Origin of the sequence: Streptomyces chrestomyceticus JCM 4735, from assembly GCF_003865135.1 — a bacterium.
GTDB lineage: Bacteria > Actinomycetota > Actinomycetes > Streptomycetales > Streptomycetaceae > Streptomyces > Streptomyces chrestomyceticus.
In genome coordinates, this window is sequence record NZ_BHZC01000001.1 from 8,258,082 (window position 1) to 8,283,716 (window position 25,635).

General features: G+C 72.1%; 9 protein-coding genes and 1 pseudogene. All 10 read right to left on the reverse strand.

The features are described from left to right. Positions 1-759 carry a GNAT family N-acetyltransferase gene (locus EJG53_RS36135; RefSeq protein WP_218041938.1) on the reverse strand — a complete coding sequence of 253 codons (759 nt, stop codon included), beginning with the start codon at positions 757-759 and terminating at the stop codon, positions 1-3. Continuing rightward, positions 756-7,871, reverse strand: coding sequence for a non-ribosomal peptide synthetase (locus EJG53_RS36140; protein ID WP_125048433.1), 7,116 nt, complete (start codon positions 7,869-7,871; stop codon positions 756-758). Before EJG53_RS36140 ends, EJG53_RS36135 begins: the two co-directional genes overlap by 4 nt. Continuing rightward, a complete protein-coding gene (locus EJG53_RS36145; protein WP_125048434.1) occupies positions 7,861-14,271 on the reverse strand; it encodes a non-ribosomal peptide synthetase in 6,411 nt (2,136 codons plus the stop codon). Before EJG53_RS36145 ends, EJG53_RS36140 begins: the two co-directional genes overlap by 11 nt. Before the next feature lie 61 nt (positions 14,272-14,332). After that, on the reverse strand, positions 14,333-15,832 hold the full coding sequence (locus EJG53_RS36150; protein ID WP_125048435.1) for a hypothetical protein: 1,500 nt from the start codon (positions 15,830-15,832) through the stop codon (positions 14,333-14,335). 67 nt (positions 15,833-15,899) lie between these two features. Then, positions 15,900-16,900 (reverse strand): annotated as a pseudogene (gene sbnB / locus EJG53_RS36155) (2,3-diaminopropionate biosynthesis protein SbnB). A 40-nt stretch (positions 16,901-16,940) separates the two neighbouring features. Continuing rightward, complete coding sequence (sbnA, locus tag EJG53_RS36160; RefSeq protein WP_125049821.1) at positions 16,941-17,927, reverse strand: 2,3-diaminopropionate biosynthesis protein SbnA; 987 nt, start codon at positions 17,925-17,927, stop codon at positions 16,941-16,943. 38 nt (positions 17,928-17,965) lie between these two features. Further along, positions 17,966-19,579: an ATP-binding cassette domain-containing protein gene (locus tag EJG53_RS36165; RefSeq protein ID WP_125049822.1), complete on the reverse strand. Its 1,614-nt coding sequence runs from the start codon at positions 19,577-19,579 to the stop codon at positions 17,966-17,968. Then, positions 19,512-21,413 (reverse strand): ABC transporter ATP-binding protein, encoded by a 1,902-nt coding sequence (locus EJG53_RS36170; RefSeq protein WP_125048436.1) that lies wholly within the window; start codon positions 21,411-21,413, stop codon positions 19,512-19,514. The genes EJG53_RS36165 and EJG53_RS36170 overlap by 68 nt, the downstream gene beginning before the upstream one ends. A gap of 113 nt (positions 21,414-21,526) precedes the next feature. After that, positions 21,527-22,330 carry a thioesterase II family protein gene (locus tag EJG53_RS36175; protein ID WP_125048437.1) on the reverse strand — a complete coding sequence of 268 codons (804 nt, stop codon included), beginning with the start codon at positions 22,328-22,330 and terminating at the stop codon, positions 21,527-21,529. A gap of 11 nt (positions 22,331-22,341) precedes the next feature. Then, positions 22,342-25,494: a non-ribosomal peptide synthetase gene (locus EJG53_RS36180; RefSeq protein WP_125048438.1), complete on the reverse strand. Its 3,153-nt coding sequence runs from the start codon at positions 25,492-25,494 to the stop codon at positions 22,342-22,344. Between the last annotated feature and the right edge of the window lie 141 nt (positions 25,495-25,635).

The window sequence follows — 25,635 nt, forward strand, 5'->3', positions numbered from 1 at the left end:
TCAGGAGCCGGGTTCGTACACGAAGGGCCTGGTCCAGGTCACGACCTCGAAACCCAGCTTGCGCAAGGTGGGTTCGGAGGTCGGCAGCGCGTCCACGAAGACATGGGTACGTCCCCGCTCCCGCGCCTGCCGCAGCCTGCTGCCGACCAGTGCGGTGAACAGCCCCTGCCGCCGGTGCTCCGGGACGGTCCGGCCGCCCGCCAGCTCCGCGTAGCTGCCGCCGCGCCGGAAGTAGGCCCGGCCGCACGAGGCCGGCTGCCCGTCGACGTAGGCGATGTGGATGCTCAACGCCTCCGGGTCGTCGCGCAGTTCGGCGGCGAGCCGCTGCCGCTCCTCCTCGGCGTTCTTGCGGCCGAGCGCACGGGCGATCTGCGCGTAGTCCGCCAGCCCCTGCTCGTCCGTCACGGGCCGGATGTCCCGGCCCGCCGTGTCGAAGGAGTCCAGGTCCGCGCCGTCCAGGGGCAGGACCAGCACGCTCTCCTGGTCGTCCGGCTCGAACCCGGCGGCGGTGAGCCGGTCGGCCAGGTCCGCCGGGGTGTCGTGGCCGTACAACTTCCACTCCAGGGTGTAGTTGCGCGACCGTGCCAGTGCGGTCTCCTCCCGGATGACGTCGTCCAGCTCCTCGGGAGCGCAGCCGGCGTACACGATCCGGCACTCGGAGCCGTCCGTCGCGAGCTCACGGACGACGCCCCGTCCGGAACCCTCCCCTAACGCCCGGCGCTCCTCGTCGAGTCCCGCCAGAATGTTCTCGCTGTTCACGCGGTCGCGTTCCCTTCGCACGTCACCATGCCGGCGATCGGCCGTTCGTCGATCATGGAGTCGAGAATAGAGCAGAGCCTGTCCAGCAGGCCCTGCGCGCGCTCCTCGGTGAAGAGCTCGCTGTTGTAGGTCAGGGCCAGTTCGAGTCCACGGGCGGAGCGGATGAAGACGAACTGCAGGTCCGCCTCCTTCGAGCGGCGCGGCAGGTCCCGTGCTCGGAACAGGACACCGCCCTTGCGCCGCGGCTCCTCCTCGCCGTCCAACTGGTCCATCGCCACCATCACGTCGAACAGCGGGCTGCGGTCACGACCGCGCTCCCACCCGAGGTCGCGCATGATCCAGCCGTACGGGTACTCCTGGTGCTCGAACGCCCGCAGCATGTCCTGCTGGGTACGGCTCAGTACGCTGCCCGTGTCGTCGCCGGGCAGCAGCCGGAACCGCAGCGGGACGGTGTTGACGTGGAACCCGATCTGGCCTTCCAGGTCCAGCCGGTCGCGGCCGCTGGTGTAGGTGCCCATGGTGATGTCCGACTGCCCGGTCTCGCCCAGCAGCAGGAGGCCGACGGCGGCGCGGGCGACCACGAACTCGGTGACGTCCTGCCGGCTCGCCAGGGAGGCGAACCGCTCGGCCAGCCCGGCGTCCAGGGGGCGCCGCAGCCGGACACCGGACAGGGCGCTCACCGGCGGCCGGGGGAAGTCGGTGACCAGCGGCACCTCGGGCGAGGCGCCGTCCAGCTCGCGCTTCCAGTACTCAAGGTGCTCGCGCCGCGCCTGTGCGGTCAGCCGCTCGTCACGCCAGGCCGCGATGTCCTTGTACTGGACGGCAAGTTCCGGCAGCGCGGCCGGCCGGCCGGTGACCAGCGCGTCGTACAGCTCCTGCCACTCCTGGTGGAGCACGGCGGCCGAGATCCCGTCCGAGACCAGTTGGTGCACCGACGTCAGCAGGACGTACCGGTCCTCGCCGGTGTGCAGCAGATCGGCCCGCACCAGGGGCTCCGCGGTGATGTCGAACGGCACGTGGACGCGCGCTGCGACGAACTCCCGTACGGCATCGTCCGGGTCGGGACGGCCCGTCAGGTCGTGCACCCGGAACGCCGGGGTGAGCGCACCCGCCGCGTGCACGATCTGGACCGGTGGCTGGACGCTCGTGCCGAAGGTGGTCCGCAGGCTCTCGTGGCGGTCCGCCAAGGCCGCGAAGGAACGTTCCAGCAGGGCCTCGTCCACCGGGCCGTGCAACTCGATGAGGTCGTTGCGGTTGAACGCGGCCCGCTGGGCGTGCGTGTAGCGCTCCTCGACGGCCAGCAGCAGGCCCTGGGTGGGCGCGGACGCGTAGGTGCCGGGGCCGCCGAGGGACCGGATCGTCCCCTGATCGCCGGTGCCGGTGGTCCCGTCCAGCAGCGCGGCCAGCCCGGCCACGGTCGGATGGGAGAAGAACCGCTCCAGCCCGGGGTCGGCACCCAGCCGGCCGCGGACCCTGGCCAGCACCTGGATGGCGCGGAGCGAGTTGCCGCCGATGTCGAAGAAGCGGTCCGTCACCCCCACCGAGTCCAGCCCCAGCACCTCCGCCCAGATCTCGGCCAGCACCCGCTCGGCGTCCGTACGGGGAGCGACCGCGACCGCGGTGCTCCGCTCGGCGCGCAGACCGGCCAGCGTCGGACGGTCGACCTTGCCGTTCGAGGTGAGCGGCAGTTGGTCCAGCACGATGAACTCGCTCGGCACCATGTGGTGCGGCAGCTCGCGCCGCACGTGGTCGCGGCAGCCGTCCACCGTGCCGCCGTCCTCCAGGACGAGGTACGCGTGGAGCTGCTTGTCCTGCCCCGCCCCCGCGAGCTTCTTGACGACCACCGCCGCCTGTTTGACGCCGGGCGCCCCGTCCACCCGCCGCTCGATCTCCCCGAGGTCGACGCGGAAGCCGCGCACCTTGACCTGGCTGTCGGTCCGGCCGAAGTACTCCAGGTTCCCCTCTTCCGTCCAGCGGCCGTTGTCACCGGTCCGGTACATCCGCCGCCCCGGCTCGAACGGGTCGGTCAGGAACGCGCGGGCCGTCTGCTCGGGGGCGTTCAGATATCCACGGCTCACGCAGATGCCGGAGACGTAGATCTCGCCCCGCGCACCCTGCGGGACGACCCGCAGATGCTCGTCCAGGACGTAGATCAGGGTGTTGGGCACGGGGCGGCCCAGGGGCACGGTCTCGCTCGTCACGGGCCGGTCCATCACGTGGTGGGTGATGTCGTCGGACGCCTCGGTCGGGCCGTAGGCGTTGACCACCGGAATCCTCGGGTAGGCCCGCAGCCACCGGTTCACCTGACGGGGCAGGCACGCCTCACCCGTGACCATCAGGTACCGCAGGTGCTCCAGCGTGACCGGCCGGTCGGCGCGGTCCCAGGCGTCGAGCATCGCTTCGAGATAGGACGGGACCACCTCCAGGACGGTGACCTCCTCGGCCTCGACGCGCTCGGCGAAGCGGACCGGGTCGAGCTGGAGCGCCTCCGACGCGACGACGGTGCGGCCGCCGGCGAACGGAGCGGCGAACATCTGCCACAACGAGATGTCGAAGCTGTTGGAGGCGTTCTGGACGACGACGCTGTCCTCGGTGATCCCCAGGTCGGCGATCTTGGCGTGCAGGTGGTTCAGCATGCCGAGGTGCTCGACCATCACGCCCTTGGGCTTCCCGGTCGAACCCGAGGTGTAGATCACGTAGGCGAGACCGGACTCGTCGACGTCCAGCCCCGGATCGCTGCCGTCACCGTGCCGGCCGGTCTCCTCGGTCAGCTCGACCTGGCGGCATCCCTCGGGGATGTGCGCCGCCAGCCCCTCCGGCGCCTGCCGGGGATCCAGGGCCACGACCCGTACGTCCGAGGACTCCAGCATCCCGCGGACGAAGGCGGCCGGATAGCCGGGATCGACCGGGAGGTACGCCGCACCGCACTTCCACAGGGCGAGGACGGACTCCACCATCAGCACCGAACGGTCCATCACCAGCGCGACGACCTCGCCACTGGTCACGTCCAGCTCGTCGGCGAAGTACCGGGCGAGCCGGTTGGCCCGGGTGTTCAGCTCGGCGAAGGTGCGCCGGCCGGCCGGATCGGTGGCACTGGACAGGGCGAGCCGGTCGGGCGTCGTCCGCGCGAAGTGCTCGATGGCCCGGTGGATCTGGAAACCGCGGTCGAACTCCAGCTCCCGGTGGCCCAGGGTGCGCACCCGCTGCTCTTCACGGGCGGCCAGCAGGGGGAGCCGGCCGAGGGGAGTGTCCGGATCGGCCAGCGCCGTGTCCAGCAGCGCTTCGAACGCCTCCCAGAGCCCGTCGACGGTGGCCGGGTCGAAGAGCCGGGTGTCGAAGCGGACGGCCGCCCCCAGCGTCCCCTGCTGCTCGGCCAGCATGATGTTGAGGGGGAAGACGCTCGTCTCCAGGGTCACGTCGACCTGCTCGACGCCCAGTCCGGTGGCGGCCATCGCCTCCAGCGGCCCGGTACCGGCACCGGCGAACTGCTCGAACTCGATCAGGACGTCGAACAGATCCGGCGTATGCGTCCGCCCCCGCTCCTGGAGGTCGCGGACCAGCTCCTCGTACGGGTGGGACAGATGGCGCAGACCGTCGGTGAAGGTGCCGCGCACCTGCCGGTACAGGGCGTCGAAGCCCGCTTCGGCATCGACGCTCAGCCGGAGCGGCAGGGTCCGCACCAGCATGCCGACGAGCTGTTCCAGGGATTCCTCGCCGCGGTCCGCCACCGAGGTGCCCAGCACCAGGTCACCGTGTTCGCTGTACCGGGCCAGGACCGCGGCGAAGGCGCTGACCACGGAGGTGAAGGGGGTGCCGCCCCGGGACCGGGCGAAGGACTTGAGCCGCTGCCACAGGGCGGCGGGCAGAGCGTAGTCACGGTACGCGCCCGTGTACGCGCGGCCTTCCGCGGAGCCGGCCCGGGTGGGCAGGGAGAGCGCCGGGGGTACGGAGTCGAAGGTGTCGAGCCAGTACGCGGCGGCCTGCTCACGCCGGTCCTGCGCGCGCCGCGCCTCCCGCTCGTGGTGCTCACGGTAGTCGGCGCCCACCGGCGGCAGCGCGGCCTCCGTACCCGCGACGGCGGCGGCGTACAGCTCGGACAGATCGCGTACCAGCAGGCCCAGGGACCAGCCGTCGGCCACGAGGTGGTGGGTGCTGAGGCTGAGCAGGTGGCGCTCGTCCCGGAAGCCGGCGAGCTGCACGCGCAGCAACGGGCCGTTCTCCAGGTCGAAGGGGCGCGCTGCGAACTCCCGGACCACGTCGACGGCCGCGGAACCCTCCGGAAAGGCGGCGGACTCAGTGCGCACCTCGACAGTGACCGTCCCGGGGCCGGCCGGTGCGACCTGCTGGACGAGCTGCTCGCCCTCCAGCCGGAACGCGGCGCGCAGGCCGTCGTGGCGGGCGGTCAGGCCGTCCACCGCCTTCTGGAGCGCGGCGGTGTCCACCGGGCCGGTGAGCTCGAAGCTCCGGGTGAGGTTGAAGGCGACCGAGCCGCCCTCGAACTGGGACGCCAGCCAGACGTTCAACTGGGCCGCGGAGGCCGGGAAGAAGCCGGGGGCGGCGGGGGAAGCGGCCTCCCCAGCCGCCGCTCCAGCGGCTTCATCGGCGGTGTCCTCGGCGGCGTCCGGTGCGGCGTTCGGCTCCGGAGCCAGGAGCGTGTCGAGATAGCCGGTGAGGTCCTCGGGCGTGTCGTAGTCGAAGAGGGTCAGGACGTCGAGTTCGACGCCGAAGAGCTTCTGGACCCGGTTGACCACCTGGAGGCCGCTGATGGAGTCGCCGCCCAGGTCGAAGAAGGAGTCCGAGGGGGAGACGGCCTCCGTTCCGAGGACGTCCCGCCAGACTCCCGTCACTGTTTCCAGGACGTCGACGGGAGGCGGACCGGACCGCTGCCCGGATGCTCCGGTCTCCTCGGCCGGGGCGACCGCGGCGCCCCTCGCGGGCGCCAGGTCGGCGTCGTCGAGCCAGCAGCGGACCTTGTCGAACTGGTAGGCGGGCAGCTCGATCCGCCGTCCTCCGCCCGCGGTGCTCGCCCAGTTCCAGTCGGCGCCACCGGTGTAGAGATCACGCAGCAGGGCGGCGGGCCCCTCCGTCACGGACACGACCCGGTACCCGGCCCCGCCCCGTGCGACGAGTGCGCCGGAGACGGTGGACAGGGGGCCGGCCTCGACGAAGAGCACCGGCTGCGCGCCCACCAGCTTGCCGAGCAGCCGGTCGACGCGCGCGTCCAGATCGGCGGGTTCGGCCGGTTGCGCGGCGCGTTCGGCGTGCGCCAGGCGCTGAGCCACGGTCAGCGGCACCCGGCCGGCCGCGGCGTCGATCACATGCTTGCCCGCACCCTCTCCCACCACGTGGCGGAAGTCGAAGCCGATCTCGCGCAGCAGCCCGTGCAGGGCGTACTGGAAGGCGAACTGCCCGTCGGTTTCCGTGCCGTCGGCTTCCGCGGCCCGCTCGCACTGTGCGTAGAGGTCGTCGAAGCGCGGATGGGCGCCGCGGAAGGCGGAGACCTGACCGGGGTCGGCGGGGCAGCGCCCGGAGACCAGCAGGACGGTCACCGGGCCGACGGCGGACGGGCCGGTCGGCGGCTCGGCCAGGGCCCGGGAGAGGCCGTCGAGGTCGTCGGCGGTCACCGCGTACCGGTACGGGTGGTGGTCGCGTCCCTCCGCCAGGGTGCGCTGGACGTCCGCGATCCGCAGCCGCGGATCGCTCTCGACCCGGGCGCGCAGCGCGGCGATGTTGGCGGCCAGCGCGGTGGGAGTTTTGGCGGAGAGCGGGATCCAGTATCCGTCGGGCGGTGTGGCCGCGGGAGTCTCCTCCGTGGTGGGCGCGGGTGCCTCTTCCAGGACCGCGTGCACATTGGTGCCCATGACGCCGAAGGAGCTGACCCCCGCCCGCCGTATCCCGGCCGCGGGCTCCCAGGGCGTGAGCTGCCGGGTGACCGAGACGGCCGACTCCGAGAAGTCGATCAAGGGGCTGAGTTCCTCGGTGTGCAGGCTGGGGAAGAGCTGCCGGTACCGGAGCGCCAGCACGGCCTTCACCAGGCCGACCAGCCCGGAGACGCTCCAGGTGTGGCCGATGTTGCTCTTCACCGAGGAGAGCGCGACGGAGTGCTTCGCCGCGGCGGTCGGGCCGAAGGCCAGGTCGAGGGCTTCGATCTCGATGGGGTCGCCGAGCCGGGTGGCGGTCCCGTGGGCCTCGACGTACGAGACCGTGGCGGGGTCGACGCCGGCCTTCCGCCAGGCCCGCGTGATCACCTCCGCCTGCGCCGCGCTGTCCGGAGCGGTGAGGGAACTGGACCGGTCGGCGACGTTGTTGGCCGCGACGCCCTTGATGACGGCGTGCACGGGGTCCCCGTCGCGCAGGGCATCGCCCAGCGGCTTGAGCAGGACGGCGACCACGGCCTCGCCGGACCCGGTGCCGTCCGCCTCGGCCGAGAAGGCCCGGGTCTTGCCGTCCGCCGACCGGATGCCCAGGTCCAGACCGGCGTCGTCCTGCACCGGGTCGCCGAACAGGTTCAGGTTCACCCCGCCGACCAGCGCCATCTCGGCGTCACCGAGCACCAGGTCGTTGACCGCGTGGTGCACGGCGAGCAGCCCGGAGGAGCAGGAGGAGTCGACCATGGCGGCCGGCCCGGACAGCCCGAAGAAACGGGCGAGGCGGCCGGCCGTGGCGGCCACGTGCACGCCCATCACCATCGGGGCCTCGATGGTGCGGACGAGCTGGTGGTACGCGATCCGGGTGTCACCCACGTACACCGAGACGCGGCGGCCGTTGAGGGCCGCCGGGCGCTGGGCCGCGTCCTCCACCGCCTGGTAGGCGGTCTGGAGCAGCAGCCGGTGCTCCGGGGCCATCACCTGCGCCTCGCCGTGCGAAATACCGAAGAAGGCGTGGTCGAAGGAGTCGATGTCCTCGATGTAGCCGTTGAGCTGGAAGTCCTCGTTCAGCGGCATCGAGGTGCGGCTGCGGCGTTCGGCAGAGATCTCGCGGACGCTGTCCCGCCCGTCACGCAGGTTCGCCAGGAACTGACGGGTGTCGTCGGCCTCGGGCAGCCGTACGGCCATGCCGACGACGGCGATGTCCCGGGCACCGGCGGCCGCCGGGAACTGATCAGAAGTCATGCTCGGAAACCTCGTCTTCCGTGGGGTCCTGGGCCTCCCGGGCAGCCGCCGGTTCGGCGAGCTGCGCCTGGAGGGCGATGGTGGGGTGGCTGAACAACTGCGCGACCCGGAAGGCGCCGGGAAACTCCTCCTCCAGCAGTGCGTGGAGCCTCAGCAGCTTCAGCGAGGTGCCGCCGAGCTCGAAGAAGACCTGGTCGACACCGGAGACCCGGCGTCCCAGGGCCGACTGCCAGGCTTCCTGGATGCGCCGTTCGGCCGCGGTCCGGGGGGCCTTGCCGGCGACGGGCGAGTCGTCGAGGAACGCGGGCGCGGGCAGGGCCCGGCGGTCCGGCTTGCCGTTCGCGTTCGTGGGGATGCGGTCGAGCACGACGAACTCGCCGGGGACCATGGCCTGCGGAAGCTGCCCTGTGAGGTACTGCCGCAGCCGTCCCCCCAGCCCGTCGCCCTCGGCACCGGTGTCCGGCACCACATAGGCCACCAGGTGGTACTCGTCCTGCGGGCTCTTGTGGGCCGTCACCACACAGCCCGACACCAGGGGGTGGCCCACCAGCGCCGCTTCGATCTCGGCCGGGTGGATACGGACACCACTGATCTTGATCTGGTGGTCCGCCCGCCCGACGATCTCCAGCAGCCCGTCGGGACGCAGCCGCCCCACGTCCCCGGTGCGGTACAGGAGGTCCTGCGCGTCGGCACGGTACGGGTTGGGGTAGAAGGCCGCGGATTCGGGGGCGTTCAGATAGCCCAGGGTCCGGTACGGCGTACGGATGATGATCTCGCCGGGTTCGCCGACGCCGCAGACGACGTCGCCGCGCATCACGAACACCTGGCACTGCGGCAGCGGCGTACCGACCGGCAGGACCGGCGGCAGCGTCCCGCCCGGCGGGACGCGATGGGCGAACTTCGCCATCGTGGTCTCGGTGGGGCCGTACAGGTTGACGATCTCCCCGCGTTCCGGGAGGACCTGCCGCAATCGCTCCACCAGGGCCGCCTTCAGCGGTTCACCCGCGAGGAAGGCCAGCCGCAGTCCGGGCAGGCGGGTCGTGGCCGGTACGTCCAGGAGCCAGGACTGGAGCACTGTGGGCGCGGCGTGCAGCACACTGATCCGCTCGCGCTCCAGCCAGGCGAACACCGCCTTGCCGCCCAGCAGGTCCGAGGGCTCGGGCACGACGGTGGTGCCGCCGGACACCAGGGCGAGCAGCGTGTCGCGGAGCATCACGTCGAAGGAGGGGCTGGTGAGCTGGGCACACCGGTCCCCTTCGCCAATGCCGAACTCGCCGCTCTGCCACCGCAGGAAGTGGCTCAGCGACGCGTGCCGCCCCAGCACGCCCCGCGGAGTGCCGGTCGTGCCGGAGGTGAAGAAGAGATACGCGGGCGCGTCCGGGGCGACGGCGGGGAGCTCGCCGTCCGGGGCCTCCTCCGTCAGCGTTCCGGTGTGCGCGTCCACCAGGACCACCGGCAGACCGCTGTCGTCGGCGCCGTCGGCAGCCTCGGCTTCGTCGGCGAACAGGTCGGTGGCCCGTACCACGAGCTCGGGCCGGCCGGCGCTCAGCAGATGGTCACGGCGGCCCGCGGGCAACGCCGGGTCCAGCGGGAAGAAGACGGCGCCACTGCGCAGCACGCCCAGCATCGCCACATAGAACCCGGGGCCACGCGGCCCGGTCACCGCCACCACCCGGCCGGGCGCGCAGCCTTCGGAGACCAGACGCCGGGCCAGGTCGTCCGAGCGCCGCACCAGCTCCGCGTAGGACAGGGAGCGGCTTCCCTGGACGAGCGCCGGGCGGCCGGGGGCGCGCGCGGCCTGCGCCGCGATCAGTTCCGTGACCGGCGGCTGCGGGGGTTCCTCGATCGCGGTGCGCAAGGCCGCTTCCGCACCGGCGGGCGAGGGCAGGACCAGCGAGTACGCGGCGAGCGGCCGCTCCGGGGCGTCGGCGATCTGCGCCAGCAGGGCGCCGAGCTGGTGCACCATCGTCTCGGCGCGGGCCGCGGAGAACAGGCTGGACTTGTGCACCAGCTCGATGTGCAGGCGCTCGCCGCCCGCGTCGTCCGCCTCGTCCCACACGTAGAAGGTGAGCGGGAACTTGGCCTCCGCTTCGAAGAGCTGGTCGTCGAACTCGACCTCCAGCCCCTCGATCCGGGCTTCCTCGCGCAGGCTGCCCAGATAGTTGAGCAGCACGTCGAAGACGGGGGTGCGGTCCAGTTGCCGGGCCGGGTTGAGCCGCTCGACCAGCAGCTCGAAGGGCGCCGACTGATGCGCGTACGCCTCCTGGACGCCGCTGCTCACCCGCTTCAGCAGGTCGGTGAAGACCGGCTCACCGGACAGGTCGGTGCGCTGTACCAGTGTGTTGAGGAAGAGACCCATGATCCCTTCCAGCTCGACGCTCTGCCGGTTGGCCACCGGGTAGCCGACGCTCACGTCCTGCTGGTCACCGAGCCGTGACAGCAGCAGGCTGACGGCCGCCATGGTCACCTCGAACGGGGTCGTCGAGGTCCGTACGGCCAGCTCGCGCAGCTTGCCGGCGGTGGCGGCGGGGAGGGCCAGCGCGGTCCTGCCGCAGGACCGCTCGGCGGCCTCCGGGCCCGGCACATCGGTCGGGAGCTCCAGGGTGGGGGCACCGGCGAGCCGCTCCGTCCAGTACTGGAGATCGGCGTCGACGGCCTGGCGGTGTCCCTCGTCCCGTACGGCCGCGGCGTAGTCGATGTACTGCACCCGGAGATCCGGCAGCGGTTCGCAGGCTCCGCCCGTACGCCGGGTGTAGAGGACCGACAGCTCCCGCATCATCAGCCGCGTCGACCAGCCGTCGCCGGCGATGTGGTGGAGCGTGGTCAGCAGCCGGTGCTCGGTCTCGTGCACCTTGAACAGTTGGAAGCGCACCGGGGACTCTTCCCGCAGCCGGAACGGCCGGGCACCGTCCTCGCGCACCGCACGGGCGACGGCCTCCTCCGCCTCCTGCGGGCCGAGATGGGACAGATCGGTCTCCGAGAAGGGGAGCGTCAGGCCGGCGTGGGGCCGCTGGAAGGGCTGCCCGTCCTCGGAGCCGTAGACGACGCGCAGGATCTCGTGCCGCTCGAACAGGTCGGCCAGCGCCGCCCGGAGCGCCTCGGTGTCGAGCCGGCCGTGGAACGTGGCCAGCGTCGGGATGTGGTACGCGGTGCTCTCCGGGGCGAGCATGTACAGGAACCACATGCGCTCCTGGGCGTAGGACAGGACGTGCCGCCCGGCGCGGGCCACCGGCTCCAGGGCCGTCCGCGCGCCCTGGGCCGCACCGTCCACGAGCCGTGCCTGCGCGGCCACGGTCCGGTGGGTGAAGATCGCCGCCGCTTGCAGGTCCAGCCCGAAGTGCTCGCTGATCCGGCTGTTGAGCTGGAGTGCGCTCAGGGAGTGTCCGCCGAGCACGAAGAAGTCGTCCGTGACGCCGACGCGTTCGACGGACAGCAACGACTGCCAGATACTGGTCAGGGCCCGCTCGGTCGGCGTGGACGCCTCGACGTACTCGGTGGTCGCGACTTCCGCGCCGGAAAGCTGGACGAGCGCCGCGCGGTCCACCTTGCCGTTGCGCGTGACGGGGAAGGTGTCCGTGCGGATGTAGTGCGAGGGCACCATGTAGCGCGGCAGGCGCTGCTCCAGGGCGTCCCGCAGCCGGTCGGCGGGCGGGCAGTCCCGGCCGGCCTCCACATACGCGTACAGGAGGTCCGTGCCGAGGGCGTCGCGCCGCGGCAGTACGACGGCGCGTGTCACCGCCGGCTGGTCGCGCAGCGCCTGCTCGATCTCGCCCAGTTCGACGCGGTGGCCGCGGATCTTCACCTGGTTGTCGCGCCGTCCCAGGTAGCGCACCTCGCCGTCGGGCAGCCAGTGCGCCAGGTCCCCGGTGCGGTAGATCCGCTCGTCCGGGAGGAAGGCGGCCGTGACGAACCGCTCGGCGGTCAGCTCGGGGCGGCCGAGGTAGCCGCGGGCAAGCTGTACGCCGCCGATGCACAGTTCGCCCGTGACGCCGACGGGGCAGGGCTGCCCCTCGTCGTCGATGATGTAGAGGCGGTTGCCGGGAGCGGGGCGGCCGATGGTGACCGGCCGCTCCCCGTCCTCGACGTGCAGCGTCGTGACGTCCACGGCGGCCTCGGTGGGGCCGTAGTAGTTGAACAGGCGCGTACCCGTACCGCCGGTGGCGGAGTGGAAGCGGCCGGCGAGGTCGCGGTCCAGCTCCTCGCCGCTGCACACGCAGTTACGCACACCGGCGAAGGCGTCGGGCACGGCTGCCAGGTACTGGCTCAGCATCGAGGGAACGAAGTGCACGACGGTGACGCCGTGCCGCTCGACGGTCGCCCGGATGAGCTGCGGGTCGGACTCACCGCCCGGCGGCAGCATGACCTGGGTGGCGCCGAGGAGCCCCGGCAGGAGCAGTTCCCATACGGAGACGTCGAAGGAGTAGGGGGTCTTCTGGAGGAAGACGTCGTCCGCGCCCAGCCCGAGGTCGTCCGTCATCCAGCGGAGCCGGTTGACGATCGCGCGGTGCTCGATGAGCGCCCCCTTGGGGCGGCCGGTCGAGCCGGAGGTGTAGATGCAGTACGCCAGGTCGCCGGGGCCCGCCAGCGGCGGCGGATCGTCCGTACGCGGTGACAGGGCGGCCGGTCCGGTGATGTCCAGGTCCGGCAGGCCGTCGGGCAGGGGCACGGCGCCGCCGCGGGTCAGCACCAGCCTGCTGCCGCTGTCCTCCAGGACGGTCCGCACCCGGTCCAGCGGGTCGGCGGTGTTGACGGGCAGATAGGCGCCGCCCGCCTTGAGTACGGCCTGCACGGCGACGGTCAGGTCCACCGAGCGTTCCAGGTACAGGGCGACCAGGGTGCCCGCGCCGACTCCGTACGTCTCCCGCAGGGTCCAGGCGAGCTGGTTGGCACGGGAGTTGAGCTCGGCGAAGGTCAGTGACCCGTGCGCGTCGACCGTCGCGACGGCGTCCGGGGTACGGGCCGCCTGCCGCTCGAAGAGCTGTGGGAGGGGAGTGTCGAGGTCGTAGTGCGTCCCGGCGCGGTTGAAGCCGTGCACCACCTGGTGACGTTCCTGCTCGCCCATCAGCCTGACGGTTTCCACGGCCCGGTCGGGGCGGGCCGACGCGTCCTCCAGCAGGACGCCGAAGTGCTCCAGCAGCCGCTCGACGCGATCGGCGTCGAAGAGCTCGGTGGAGTACTCCGCCGAGACCCGCAGGCCCGTGGACGTCTCCTCGAAGAAGACCGTCAGGTCCATCTTGCTGTGCCCGTTGCCGGCCTTGAGGGCGTCGAAGCGCAGCCCGGCCGTGGATTCCGCCGGCTGTCCCCAGCCGTGGTCGAAGATGACCATGACGTCGAACAGCGGGTTGCGGCCGGCTTCGGTGACACCACCGGCGTCCCGTACGACCTGGTCGAACGGGTACTCGTGGTGGCGCAGCGCGCCCTGGAGGGTGTCCTGGACGGTGCGCAGCAGGTCGCGGAAGGTGGTACCCGGCTGGACGGTGTCGCGCAGCGCGATGCTGTTGATGTAGCAGCCGATCTGGTCGTACAGCTCCGGCACCGGCCGCGTCACGGCGGGGGTGCCCAGCACGATGTCGCGCCGGCCGGTGTACCGCAGCAACTGGACGCGGAGCGCGGCCGACAGCCCCGCGAAGAGCGTGACCCGCTCCTGCCGGCACAGTGCCTTGAGTGCCTGGAGCGTGTCCTGCCCGATGTCGCGGCCGGTGACGGCTCCCCGGTAGGTGCGGGTGGTGGGGCGCGGCCGGTCGGCAGGCAGGTCCAGCGGGACGACGCTTTCCTGGAACCGCTCCTTCCAGTACGTCCGCGACGCGTCGAACGACCCGCTGTGCAGGTGGGCCTGCTGCCAGCTCGCATAGTCCTTGTACTGGATCTGGGGTGTCGCTGCCTCCGGTTCCTCGCCGCGGACGAGCGCGTCGTAGGCCGAGGTGACCTGTTCGAGCAGCACGGTCATCGACCAGCCGTCCACCGCGATGTGGTGCGCGGCGACCGCCAGGACGTGCTCGTCCTCGCCCGTGCGCACCAGAAGGACGCGCATCAGCCGGCCCGCCGCGAGGTCGAACGCCCCGGCGGTGAACGCTTCGACGCGGTGCTCCGCGTCACCTTCGGCGACCTCGTAGGCCCAGTCCAGCGTGGCGTCGGGGACGGGGCGCTGCCGCGGGATCCCGTCCACCACCGCGAACGCCGTGCGCAGCGACTCGTGGCGGGCGAGCAGGGCCTCGAAGGCCCGCCGCAGCGCGACGGCGTCGAGAGCGCCGCTCAGCCGGTAGACGGCCGGCACCGTGTAGGCGCCGTGGGCGCCGCCCGCCTGCGTCGTCAGCCAGATCGAGAGCTGTCCCGACGACAGCGGGTACCAGTCGGCGGTCGGAGCGCGGGTGATCTCGTGCGGGCTCGGGCTGCTGTCCACGCTCACGGCTTCCTCACTCTTCGGGGGACGGTCGGCTGCGGTCCGGGGAGGGATGAGGGCTTCACCGGGCGGGCTCCTCGACCGTCCGGTCCGCCAGTTCGGCGCGGGCGATGACCACGCCTCCGCACTCGGTACGGCAGATCAGTTCCAGGGCCCGGTACTGCTCCCAGCCGGGCAGCGCGTTCCGCACCAGGGGCACGACCTCGCGGAGGAAGCGGGCTGCGGGATATTCCTGTTCCTCGGTGTGTTCCGGGCGGTCGGCCGGTTTGGCCACGATGTCCTCGACGGCGGTCTCGCGCACCACCTTGGCGTACTGCGACCAGCGCGCGGGGGGCACGGCGCCGCGTTCGTGCATCAGGTGGAACAGGCGCTGGGGCTCGGCCCCGTCGTCCGCCGGGCGGACCCAGATGTCTTCCATGTACTCCTGGTCGACCCAGGCGCGCTGCCAGGCGCGGTGGCGGCCGCGCGCGGCCCGCAGCGCACGGGCGTGCAGTTCGGAGCGGCGGGGCAGCACGATCCGGTCGGCGCCCCGCGTTCCGTTGGAGTACATCGGCACACTGGTGAAAGGCCACTGCTCGGACTCGAACAGCAGGACGTACACCAGGGCCGCGACGACGAGGCAGCCGACGGCGGTGAGCACCACCGCTCCGGCTCCGCTGTCCGGGAAGACGGGGCGGGCGGGCTCCTCGCCGGTGACGAGGGACGTGAGCCACGGCCAGTCGAGGAGCAGCAGGTAACACCACATCTGCACCCAGTAGGCGGGCATCATCATGCACAGGATTCCGATGTGCAGGCAGACCCAGCTCAGAATCAGTGGCATCCGCGCTTCGCTGCTGAACACGGCGACGATGGCGCCCAGTTCGATGACGAGCGTGCCCCAGGCGGCGAGCCTGCACAGGACCGGGCTGTCCAGCATCAGACGGGAGAGCCACGGCCAGCGGGCGACGGGCGCCGACTGCTCCAGGTAGAAGCGGAGCGCGGTACCGTCCCGCCAGCCGGACCAGCCGTAGCGGACCTTGGCCACGCCGCCGGCGAACATGGTGTACGCGAGGCAGACCAGCAGCAGCGCCGGGGCGAAGCCGGAAGTGAGGACGGAGTCCTCCGGCACCAGCAGGGGCCAGGCGGTGTGCTGGGCGAGCAGGCCGTCGAGGGAGAAGTCGTACGAGACCGAGAAGCTCATGCACAGCAGCGCGTAGAGCGCCGAGTGCGTGGAGTGATTGGCCCCCAGCGCACCGGCGTTGACCGCGTGGAGGAAGGCGAAGCCCAGGAACGTCAGCGCGCCGGTGGCCGGCTGGAGGAGTCCGGCCGCGGCGGCGGCCCACAGCACCACCGTGAGCCGGGTGACGAAGGTGAGCAGCCCGGGACCGACCTGCTTGACGCCGAGCAGCCGCAGCACGCCGACCGGCGTGTAGAACGCCGGCTGGGTCGTGCCGACGACCTGCGCGGTGGCGAGCGGCGACGGCCGGTCGACGAGACAGATGACCAGGAGGCCCGCGTAGAAGACGGCTCTCAGGACGCCCGGAATCGGTGGCATTTCGTTGAGCCACCAGTGCGTGATCATGTTGATGGTCCACCTCGGGAGAGTTCCGGCTGGTTGGTCGGCGCGGCCGCTCGGCCGCGGGGCGCCGTCACCAGCGGTGCGTCTCCGCGAAGAAGCCGGGGATCTCCACCGCGGTGCCCGCCTCCTGCGCGCGGCCGAGGACGTGGGCACCGACCGCGAGGTCGAGCACACCGAGCCCGAACGGGGAGAAGACCACGGGCACGTCGGTGGGCGGCGTCACCTCGCCGTTCAGCACGGCGGCCAGCGTGCCGGTGACGAAATCACGGCCGCCGGTGGCCTGTTCGGCCAGATGGGGAGAGGTGTTGGCCTTCATGCAGTGCTCGACGTCGTCGAAGAGGTTGGCCGCCTGGGTGATGACGTCGGGGGCGAGGTCACGCAGCGAGATGTTGAGCACGAGCTGGCCCGGCTTGAAGGGCGTGTGCACGTACGGGGTCGCCACGGTGGTGGCGAACACCACGGTGTCGGCCGCCAGTGCGGCATCCAGGCCGGCGACGAATTCGGCCGACGCCCCCAGGTTCTCCCGGATGTGCTTCACCAGGGCGTGCCCGGACGCCGGGTCCAGGTCGTGCACCAGGTACGTGTCGGGGCGCACACCGGCGGCATGCACGTAGTCGCAGATGTTGCGCGCGATGATGCCCGCGCCGACCACGGAGAGCGTGCTGCCCGCGTACCCGCCGGGGCGCAGCGCCGTGGCGGCGACGGCGGCGGAAGCGGCGGTGCGGGCCGAGCTGATGGTCGCGGCCTCCAGGCAGGCCGTCGGGTAGCCGGTCTCGTAGTCGTTGAGGACGAGCACCGCGGAGGCCCGGGGCCGCCCCGCGACGGTGTTGGCCGGGAAGCTGGATATCCACTTGATGCCGGCGCGCTGGACGTCCGCCCCAGGAAGGCGGGCAGGGCGATGATGCGGGCGTCGGGCTTGTCGGGGAACCGCAGGAAATAGCTGTCCGGGTTGACCGAGTCCCCGGCTTCATGGTGCACGTAGGTACGGCGTACCAGGTCGATGACGGCGGGGCGGTCCGCGTCCAGTACGTCGCGTACGGCCGGCCCCGGAACAACGGTGAATTCGAACATGATGCGTGTCCTTCCTTGATGCGGTCGGTTGTCCCGTCGTTCAGCCGAGGTCCGGCGCGCCGACCTCGCTCCGTACGAGTTCCACCGGGCCGATGGGATGCAGGGGCTGCAGCGGGCGCAGGGCCTCGGGGCCGAAGTGGTCCAGCACCCAGCGGTCGTCGTAGACGGTGGTGAGGTAGCGGTCGCCCATGTCGGGGGAGATGCACACCGAGCTCAGCGTCCGGTCCGGGTCGTACCGCTCCAGCCACTGGAGCGCGCCCGCGACCACCGTGCCGGTCGAACCGCCGAAGAGCATGCCGTGCGAGGCGAGGGTGCGGCAGAGCCGTACGGCGTCCAGTTCACTGACCTGGACGAGGTGGTCGAAGACTTCCGGGGCGAACAGCGGCGGCGGCACACTCGCACCGAGCCCGGGGATCAGCCGGGGGGCGGGGGCCCGTCCGAAGGTGACCGATCCGGCGGCATCCACGGCCACCAGCCGGGCGTGGCTGCCGCTGTCGCGGAAGTAGCGTGCGCAGCCCATCGCGGTCCCGCCGGTGCCCACCCCCACGAACAGCACGTCCACGTCGGGCAGGTGCTTCAGGATGGCGGGCGCCGTGGACTCGTAGTGCGCGCCCCAGTTGGCGGGGTTGGTGTACTGGTTCAGCCATAAGTACCGGTCGTCCTCGGCGCACAGCGCACGGACCCGGTCCAGCCGGGCCTTGAGGTAGCCGCCCTCGGGGTCGGGCGTTTCGACCACCACCAGCTCGGCGCCGAGGGCCCGCATGGTGGCGGCCGTGGCCGCGTTGCACCGTGCGTCGGTGACGCAGGTGAAGCGCAGGCCCTTGCCTGCCGCGATCACACTCAACGCGACGCCCAGATTGCCCGAGGAGGACTCGATGAGCACGGAGTCCTCGCGGAGGAGGCGGCTGCGCTCGGCTGCGGCGACCATCGAGGCAGCCGCCCGCACCTTGATCGAGCCGCCGAGGTTCAGGCCCTCGCACTTCATTTGGAGCGCGTGCCCGAGGTAGGGGGACAGGTCGATGAACATGTCCGGGTCGGACAGTTCCTGCAGGGGGGACGTCGGTCTCACAACGCGGCCTCCTTCTCTGCTCCGGTGTCTGACGTGACCTCATGAGTGCCGGCCCGCAGGGTCACCACGGTGTCGGCTGCCTTCAGGAGGTCCGGGTTGTGCGAGACGACCACCCACGCGCCGGGCCACTGCCTGGGCAGCGTCTGCCAGATGGCCCTGGCCGTCGCGCCGTCCAGGGACGAGTCGCAGTCGTCGACGACGTACAGCTCGGCGGGACGGCAGAGCATGCGGGCCAGCGCCAGGCGCTGCCGCTGGCCACCGGACAGCCGGCTGGCCGCACCCGAATCGAGCCGGGTGCCGAGCCCGTCGGGCAGTTCGGGCGAGCCGGGCCGCAGATGCACGGCGGCCATCACCCGCTCCAGGTGCTCGGTGCTCACTCCGGTGGCGCCGAGCAGCAGGTTCTCCTGGACCGTTCCCCGGAGGAACAGGGACTGCTGCCGGGCGTGTCCCACGCGGGGCGCGCTCAGCCAGTCCTGGTTCCCGGTCACGTCCACGCCGTTCCAGCACACCTGGCCGTGCACCCCGGGCTGGAGCGCCAGCAGGCTGCGGACGAACGTGCTCTTGCCGGAGCCGATGTCGCCCGTGACGGCGACGAGCTCACCGGGGCGGACCCGGAAGCTGACCGGCTCGGGCGCGGTCACGCCCGCCGGGGTGGCGCAGCTCAGCGCGGTCACGGTCAGCTCGCGCAGGGGTCCCGCGGCGGGGCTGCTGTCCCTGGTGGTCAACGGCTCGTCCGGCGGCGCGAGTTCACCGAGCCGTGCGTAGGAGACCTTGCCGCTCTGGTAGCGGGCCAGGATCTTGCCGAAGAAGTACATCTGCTGGCCCAGCCAGCCGGTGTACGTCACGAACAGCGCCAGCTTGCCCACGGAGAAGTCGCCGTTGGAGACGCGGACGCTGACGGTGAGCAGCACCACCGCCGTGCCCACCATGACCAGGTTGCGGAACAGGTCCGACAGCAGGTCGAGGTAGACCTGATGACGTAGCTGCACCCCGCGCCGCCAGGCGAACCGCCGCTCCAGCCCCTGGAGCCGGCCCTCGATCGCACCGGACAGCCGCAGGTCGCGGATGCCGGTCAGGGTGTCGGCGACCTCCGAGCCGATGACCCCCTGCCGCACCCGCGTCTCCGCCTGGAGCAGGGCGACGCGGTTCTTCAGTGCGACGGACGCCCACAGGCCCAGCAGCAGCAACAGCAGCGGGATCGTCATCGTGAGGTCGGTGACGGCCAGCACGACGACGGCGACGACGAGGAGGACCGAACGGTAGACCAGGTCGGTGGTCCACTCCAGCAGACCGCCGATCTCGTCACTGTCGTCGCGCAGCCGGTTGAGGATCTCGCCGTTGCCGCGTACGGCGGCGCGCGACCCGGGCCGCCGCAGCAGCCGGCCCAGCGCCGTCACCTTGATCCAGGCACTGGTACGGAAGATCAGCACGAACGTCAGTTGCAGACCGCCCCACAAGGCCACGGCGCGCAGCACCATCAGCGCGACGGCGGCGGCCAGCAGCCACCACACGCCGCTGCCCTCCAGCGGTCCGGCCGCGCTGTCAAGCATGGCCGAGGTGACCGCGCCCATCAGCAGCGGAATGCCGTAGATCGCACTCCAGGTCGCCATGGCGGTGAAGTACAGCGCCCGCAGCCTGCTCCCGCAGCGGTGCAGGAAACGGCTGAACGCCACGGTCTCGAACCGGGCTTCCTGTCCGGTGGTCACCGGTTCCCCCTCGCGTGAGCGCGCCGGAGCGTCCGGCGCCGCCGACCGTGGCACCGGCCTCGGTGATCTCCTTGACCCGGCCGCTCTCCATCGTCATGATCCGGTCCACGCCGCGCAGGGTGCCGGTCCGGTGCTCGACCATGACGACCGTGCGGTCCCGCATGACCGTGTCCAGCATGTCCGCCCAGGCCTTCTCGGTCTCCGGGTCGAAGTGGGACGCCGCCTCGTCCACGATCAGCAGGCTGTACGGGCGGGTCAGCGCGCGGGCGCCCGCCAGAACCTGCATCTCGCCGTCCGAGAGCTCCCGGGCCCCGGCGCCGACCCGGGTCTCCAGACCCTCGGGCAGGGCACGTACCCGGTCGGCGGCGTTGAGCTGCTCCAGCACCTCCCAGACACGCTCGACAGGCACCGCATCGTCGAAGAGGGTGATGTTCTCCCGGACCGTGGCGGAGAAGACGTGCGCGCGCTGGCTGAGCACCGTGACGCGCTCGGCGAACTGGGCGGGCGTGAGGCGCCCGGCCTCGACACCGCCGATGAGGACCCGGCCCGCACCGGGCTCGGCCAGCGCGCAGAGCAGGTTGACGACCGTGCTCTTGCCCGCGCCCGTGGGGCCGACGATGCCGAGACTGCTGCCGGGCGCGACCGTGAAGGACACGTCGCTCAGCACCTGGGTGTCGCCGTAACCGAAGCAGACGCCCTCGAAAGCGACCTCCAGCGGCCCCTCCGGCAGCGCCACCTGCCCGCTCGGCGGCGCCGTGGACTTCGCCCGCCCCTCCGGGCCGAGCCGGCGGGCGGATGTCTTGAGCACCGCCATCATCTGCTGCAACTGGCCGAGCTGGGAGGACATCTCCTCCAGCGGGCGCTGCAGGAGATCGACGTAGAGGTAGATCATGGTGAGCGTGCCGATGGTGATGGCACCCGCCTGCAACTGCTGGAGGCCGAACCCGAAGCCGAGGCCGAAGGCGACCGCGAAGCACAACTGGGTCAACGGCCAGAAGGCGCGGCCGCTGATGTAGGCGCGGCCCTCGGTGCGCAGCAGCGCTTCGAGATCGGTACGGGTCCGCTCGGTGGCCCAGTCCGACTCGCGCGCGAGCAGCAGGTCGTCCCGGGCGCTGAGGGAGTCACCGACGAAGCCGAAGAGATCCGCCTGCTGCTCCCGCGCGGCCTGCCAGCGGCGTATCGACCGCCGGGTCAGCCGGGTGAGCACGAAGCACACGGCGACGACCAGGACCGAGATGGCGAGGCCGGCGGCCGGCACGGCCACGGACATCGCGGCGATGGTGCCGACCGCCAGCGCGATGTTGCTGAGCATGCGGAAACCGGACTCGGCGATGGCCTTGCCGACGATGTTGGCGTTGCCCTCGACCTGTTCCAGGATCTCGCCGACCGGCCGGCTCTCCACGTCCAGCACGGGCTGTTCGACCGCCGCGTGGCGCAGCAGCCGGACCCGCAGGCCGTCGGCGATGCGCCAGCCTGCCTGGACCGCCAGGTAACTGGCCCAGATCCGGGCCCCGCCGGCGACGAGCGCGGCAGCCAGGTAGCCGAGGGCCGCGGTGATCAGCACGGACTGGGCGCTGCCCGCGGTCGCCTGGTTCACGAAGTACTGGACCAGCCAGGGGCCGGCCAGGGTGGCGAGGACGCTGACCATGAGGACAGACAGGGCGCCCGCCGCGATCAGGCGGACGGGCCGTGACTCGCCCCACAGCAGGCGGAGGGACGAGGCGCGCGGCTCAGGCATATGAGGGTGCTCCTGACCAACGGGGTGGCATGGTCTGTCTCCTGGGATCAGGCGGTGTCGGGGACGTTTCCCCGCGGGCAGGTCCGGCCCGGACGCATGGGTGGCGCCGGCGGTCAGAGCGGTACCGCGTCGGCATGTCCGCCGACCAGACGGCTCCGCAGCAGAGCCGTCACCGCGGACTGCTGCGGTGGCGACGCGAGGTAGAAGTGGCCGCCGGGGAAGATGCGGAGCTCGTGCGGGCCCGTGGTGTGGTCGGCCCAGGCGGCGGCCTGCTCCAGGCTGACCCGGGCGTCGCTGTCCCCGGTCAGGGCCACCACGGGGGAGGTCAGCCGCGGGCGGGGCCGGTAGCGGTAGTTCGCCACCGCCCGGTAGTCGGCGCGGACGGCGGGCAGGATCATCCGCAGCATGTCCGGGTCGGAGAGCAGCTCGTCCTCGGTGCCGTCCATCGCGCGCAACTCGGCGACCACGGCGTCGTCGTCCAGCGTGTGCAGCGGCTCGATGTCGTCGGGGCAGCCGGCCGCGCGCCGCCCGGAGACGAACAGTGCCTGCACCGGGGTGCCCCGGTCCTGGAGTTCGGCGGCGACCTCGTAGGCGATCAGGGCGCCCATGCTGTGTCCGAACAGGGCCAGCGGGAGGCTGTCCCCGCCGGCGGTGGGTGACGTCAGCGCGGCGACGACCTGGCCGGCCAGCTCCGCGATGTCGGTCAGGGGCGGTTCGTGGTGCCGTTCGAGGCGGCCCGGATACTGCACGGCCAGCACGTCGAGGTCTCCGGCGAGGGCCTGGGAGAAGGGGAAGAAGAAGCCGGCCGAGCCGCCCGCGTGGGGCAGGCAGACGAGGCGGGCGGCCGGGCGGCGGGGCGGGGCGTGGAAACGCCGGAGCCAGCGCTCGACGGCGGCCGGGGCGGGGGAGGAGCTCATGGGGGTACCTTTCAGGAACGCGTGGGGGACGGCCGCTCGGCGAGGACCGCGATCCGGTTCAGCGCCGTACGCAGCGCTTCCACGAGACGCCGGACGCTGCTCTCCGCGACGCCGTCCTCGCGCCACGCGATCACCAGCCGCCACGATCCGCCCGGTTCCGGAACGGCTTCCACGATCAGCTCGACGGCGGTACGCGGCGGCCGCACCCGGACCGGTTCCACCGTCACCTCGTCGCCCAGGCGGCCGCTCGGCGGCTCGGCCTGGAGGACGGCGAACGCCTGGAACCATGGGTGGCGGGTGCGGTCCGGGCCCAGCTCGCGCACCACCTCGTCGAAAGGCGTACGGGTGTGGGCGAGAGCTGCCACGATTCCCTCCGCCGTCCGGCCCACCAGCGCGGCGATGTCCTCCGTCCCTCCGTCGCGGACACGGATGCCGAAGGGATTGACGAAGTAGCCGAGCACCGTCTCCAGGGCGGGGTCGAAGCGGCCCGCCGTGACCGAGCCGAGCGTGAAGGACCCCGTCCCGAAGGTCACGGCGACGGCCTGTGCGGCTCCGGCGGCCAGCGCGGTGACGGCCGGGCCGCCGTACCGGGCCGCCACCCGCACCAGGCGGTCGACCGTCCCGGCGTCCACCGGCAGCACGGCCTCCAGCCGACGGGCCTCTCCGGAACCCGTGGGAGCGGGCAGGAAGGGGGGTGTGGCCGGGCACAACTCGCCTTTCCAGAAGGGCAGGTCGTCCTTGGCCCACTCGGTGATCCGGGTCTTCTCCCAGGCGCTGTAGCTGCCGTACGGGAGCCGCTCCCCGGGCTGCTCCGCCGACCGTCCGGCCAGCCGGGCCCGGTACGCGGCTCGCAGATCCGCTACCAGCACGGATTCCGACCAGCCGTCGAAGGCGATGTGGTGTACCTGGACACAGAGCAGATGCCGGTCCGCGTCCAGCCGGCACAGCCGGACGCGCAGCGGCACTTCGGCCTCCAGGGAGAACGGCCGGTCCCACCAGTCGGCGGTCACCGCCTCCGCCAAATCCTGGAGCCCGGCCCCGGCCGTGTCGGCGGGGGGCTCGGTCAGCTCCATGGTGATGCCCGCCTCGTCGGGCGGCAGCACCCGTTGCACGGGAGCATCGTCCACCCAGGGGTACATGGTGCGCAGCGCCGGATGCAGGCGGACGGTGTCCTGGAGGGCCTCGGCCAGTATCTCCGTCTTGAGGGGACCCGACAGCGCGTAGGCCAGCACGATCAGGTTGTCGGCCGTGCCCGGCGCGCTCATCTCGCCCAGCCAGAAACGCAGTTGGGCGTGCGAGAGCGGCGCGTCACTCACCTCCTGCCCGGTGGGCCGCGGAAGCACGTCGGCGGCCACGGTGCTGGCTGCCGAGCAGTGGGCGCGGATGTCCTCCAGCGTGCGCAGCCGGTAGACGTCCGAGGCCGTCAGCCTGGCGTCCAGACGGCGGCCGAGCCGGGCCGCCAGCCGGATGACGTCGAGGGAGTTCGCCCCGGCGAGCACGAGATCGTCCTCCATGCCGAGGGCGGCCTGGCCGAGCAGGTCGCGGACCTCGCCAAGGAGCGGGTCTGCCTGCGCGCCCTTCTCCTGCGGAACCCGCCCCGATGCCGGAACCAGGCCGGGCACCTCCCGCACCGAACGCTCCACCGCCTTACGGTCCGTCTTGCCGGTGCCCGTCAGCGGAAGGCTGTCGACGTGGTGGAAGACCGTCGGCACCATGGCGTCCAGCAGGTGCCGGCCGGCGAAGGCACGTAACTCCGCCGTGTCCCGTGGCTTCCCGTCGGAGGTGGCGTACGCCGCGGCCAGTTCCCTGCGGCCGGGGACGGCCTCCACGGGCAGGACGCAGGCCGCCGTGAGGTCCGGGTGCGTCTCCAGTACGGACTCGACCTCGCCCGCTTCGATCCGTATCCCGCGGATCTTGAACTGGTGGTCGATCCGGCCCCGGTACCGCAGCAGGCCCTCCGCGTCGCGTACGACCATGTCGCCGGAGCGGTAGTAGCGGTTGCCGTCGGCGCTGAAGAAGCGGCGCTCGGTCTCCTCGGGGTTGTTCGCGTACCCCAGGGCCACACCGTCACCGCCGATCGCCAGTTCCCCCTCACCCGGCCCGTCGTCGGGAACGGCCCGGCCGTCGGGGTCCAGCAGCAGGACCGGGGTGCGCGGCAGCGGCGTGCCGATGGGGATCTCGGTGCTGTCCTCGGCCACGTCCGCGGGGCGGATGACGTGATGGGTGGCGAAGATGGTCGCTTCGGCGGGCCCGTAGCCGTTGACCATGTGCAGCTCCGGGAACCGGCGCAGCACGCGCCGGGCACTGGCGACGGAGACCCGCTCGCCGCCCACCAGCAGCAGCCGCAACGCGCCGAAGAGGTCCAGCCGTTCCTCGGCCAGCACGCTGAACAGCGAGCTGGTCAGCCACAGACTGTTGACCCCGAGGCCCACGACGTGTTCCAACTGCTCGGCGTCCAGCGCCGCCGCCCCCGCTTCCAGCAGGACACTGCGGCCGCCGTTGAGGAGGGGGGCCCACAGCTCCAGCGACATACCGTCCCAGGGAAGCGGCGCCGCCTGGAGGAAGACCGTGCCGCCGTCCAGCGGTATGGCGGGGCAGTCGACCAGGGTGCGCAGCGTGCCGCGGTGCGGGGAGAGGACGCCCTTGGGCTTCCCCGTGGAGCCCGAGGTGTAGAAGATGCTGGCGGTACGGGTGCCGTCGGCCTCCGGCGCGGGCGCCGCGGCCGGATCGCCGGTGAGCAGCGCGTCGAAGGGCGTCACGGGGATCTCCCCGTCCACCCCGGGAACGGGATCGTCGGTGATGAACAGATCCGGACCGGTGCCCCGCAGGCTGTCCAGGACACGGGCACGCGGCCACTCGGGATCGGTGGCGGCATAGGCCGCGCCGGCCCGCAGCACACCCAGCAGGGCGACCACCAGCTCGGGGGAACGTTTCATCCGCACGGCGACCCGCCCGCCGGCCCTGACGCCCCGCTCGTGCAGCGCGGCGGCCACGGCATCCGCCCGCCGCACCAACGCGCCGTAGGTGAGCAGACGGTCCCCCTGCTGCACCGCGATGTCCGCGGGCCGCAGCCGTGCGTGGTGCGCGACCACCTGCTCGATGCGCTCGCCGTGCGCATAGGGGTTCGGACCGGTACTTGTACGGGAGGGCGGGGAAGCGGGCATGGGGAGATCACCGTGTTCTGGACGTGGGGGCGGGAAGACCGGAGCGAGCCACGGGAAGGGGGAGCGGAGGGGACGGTGGCCGGTGAGGGCCCGTACGGCAGGGGAGACGGAGGGGGACGGTGGCCGGTGACGGCCCGTACG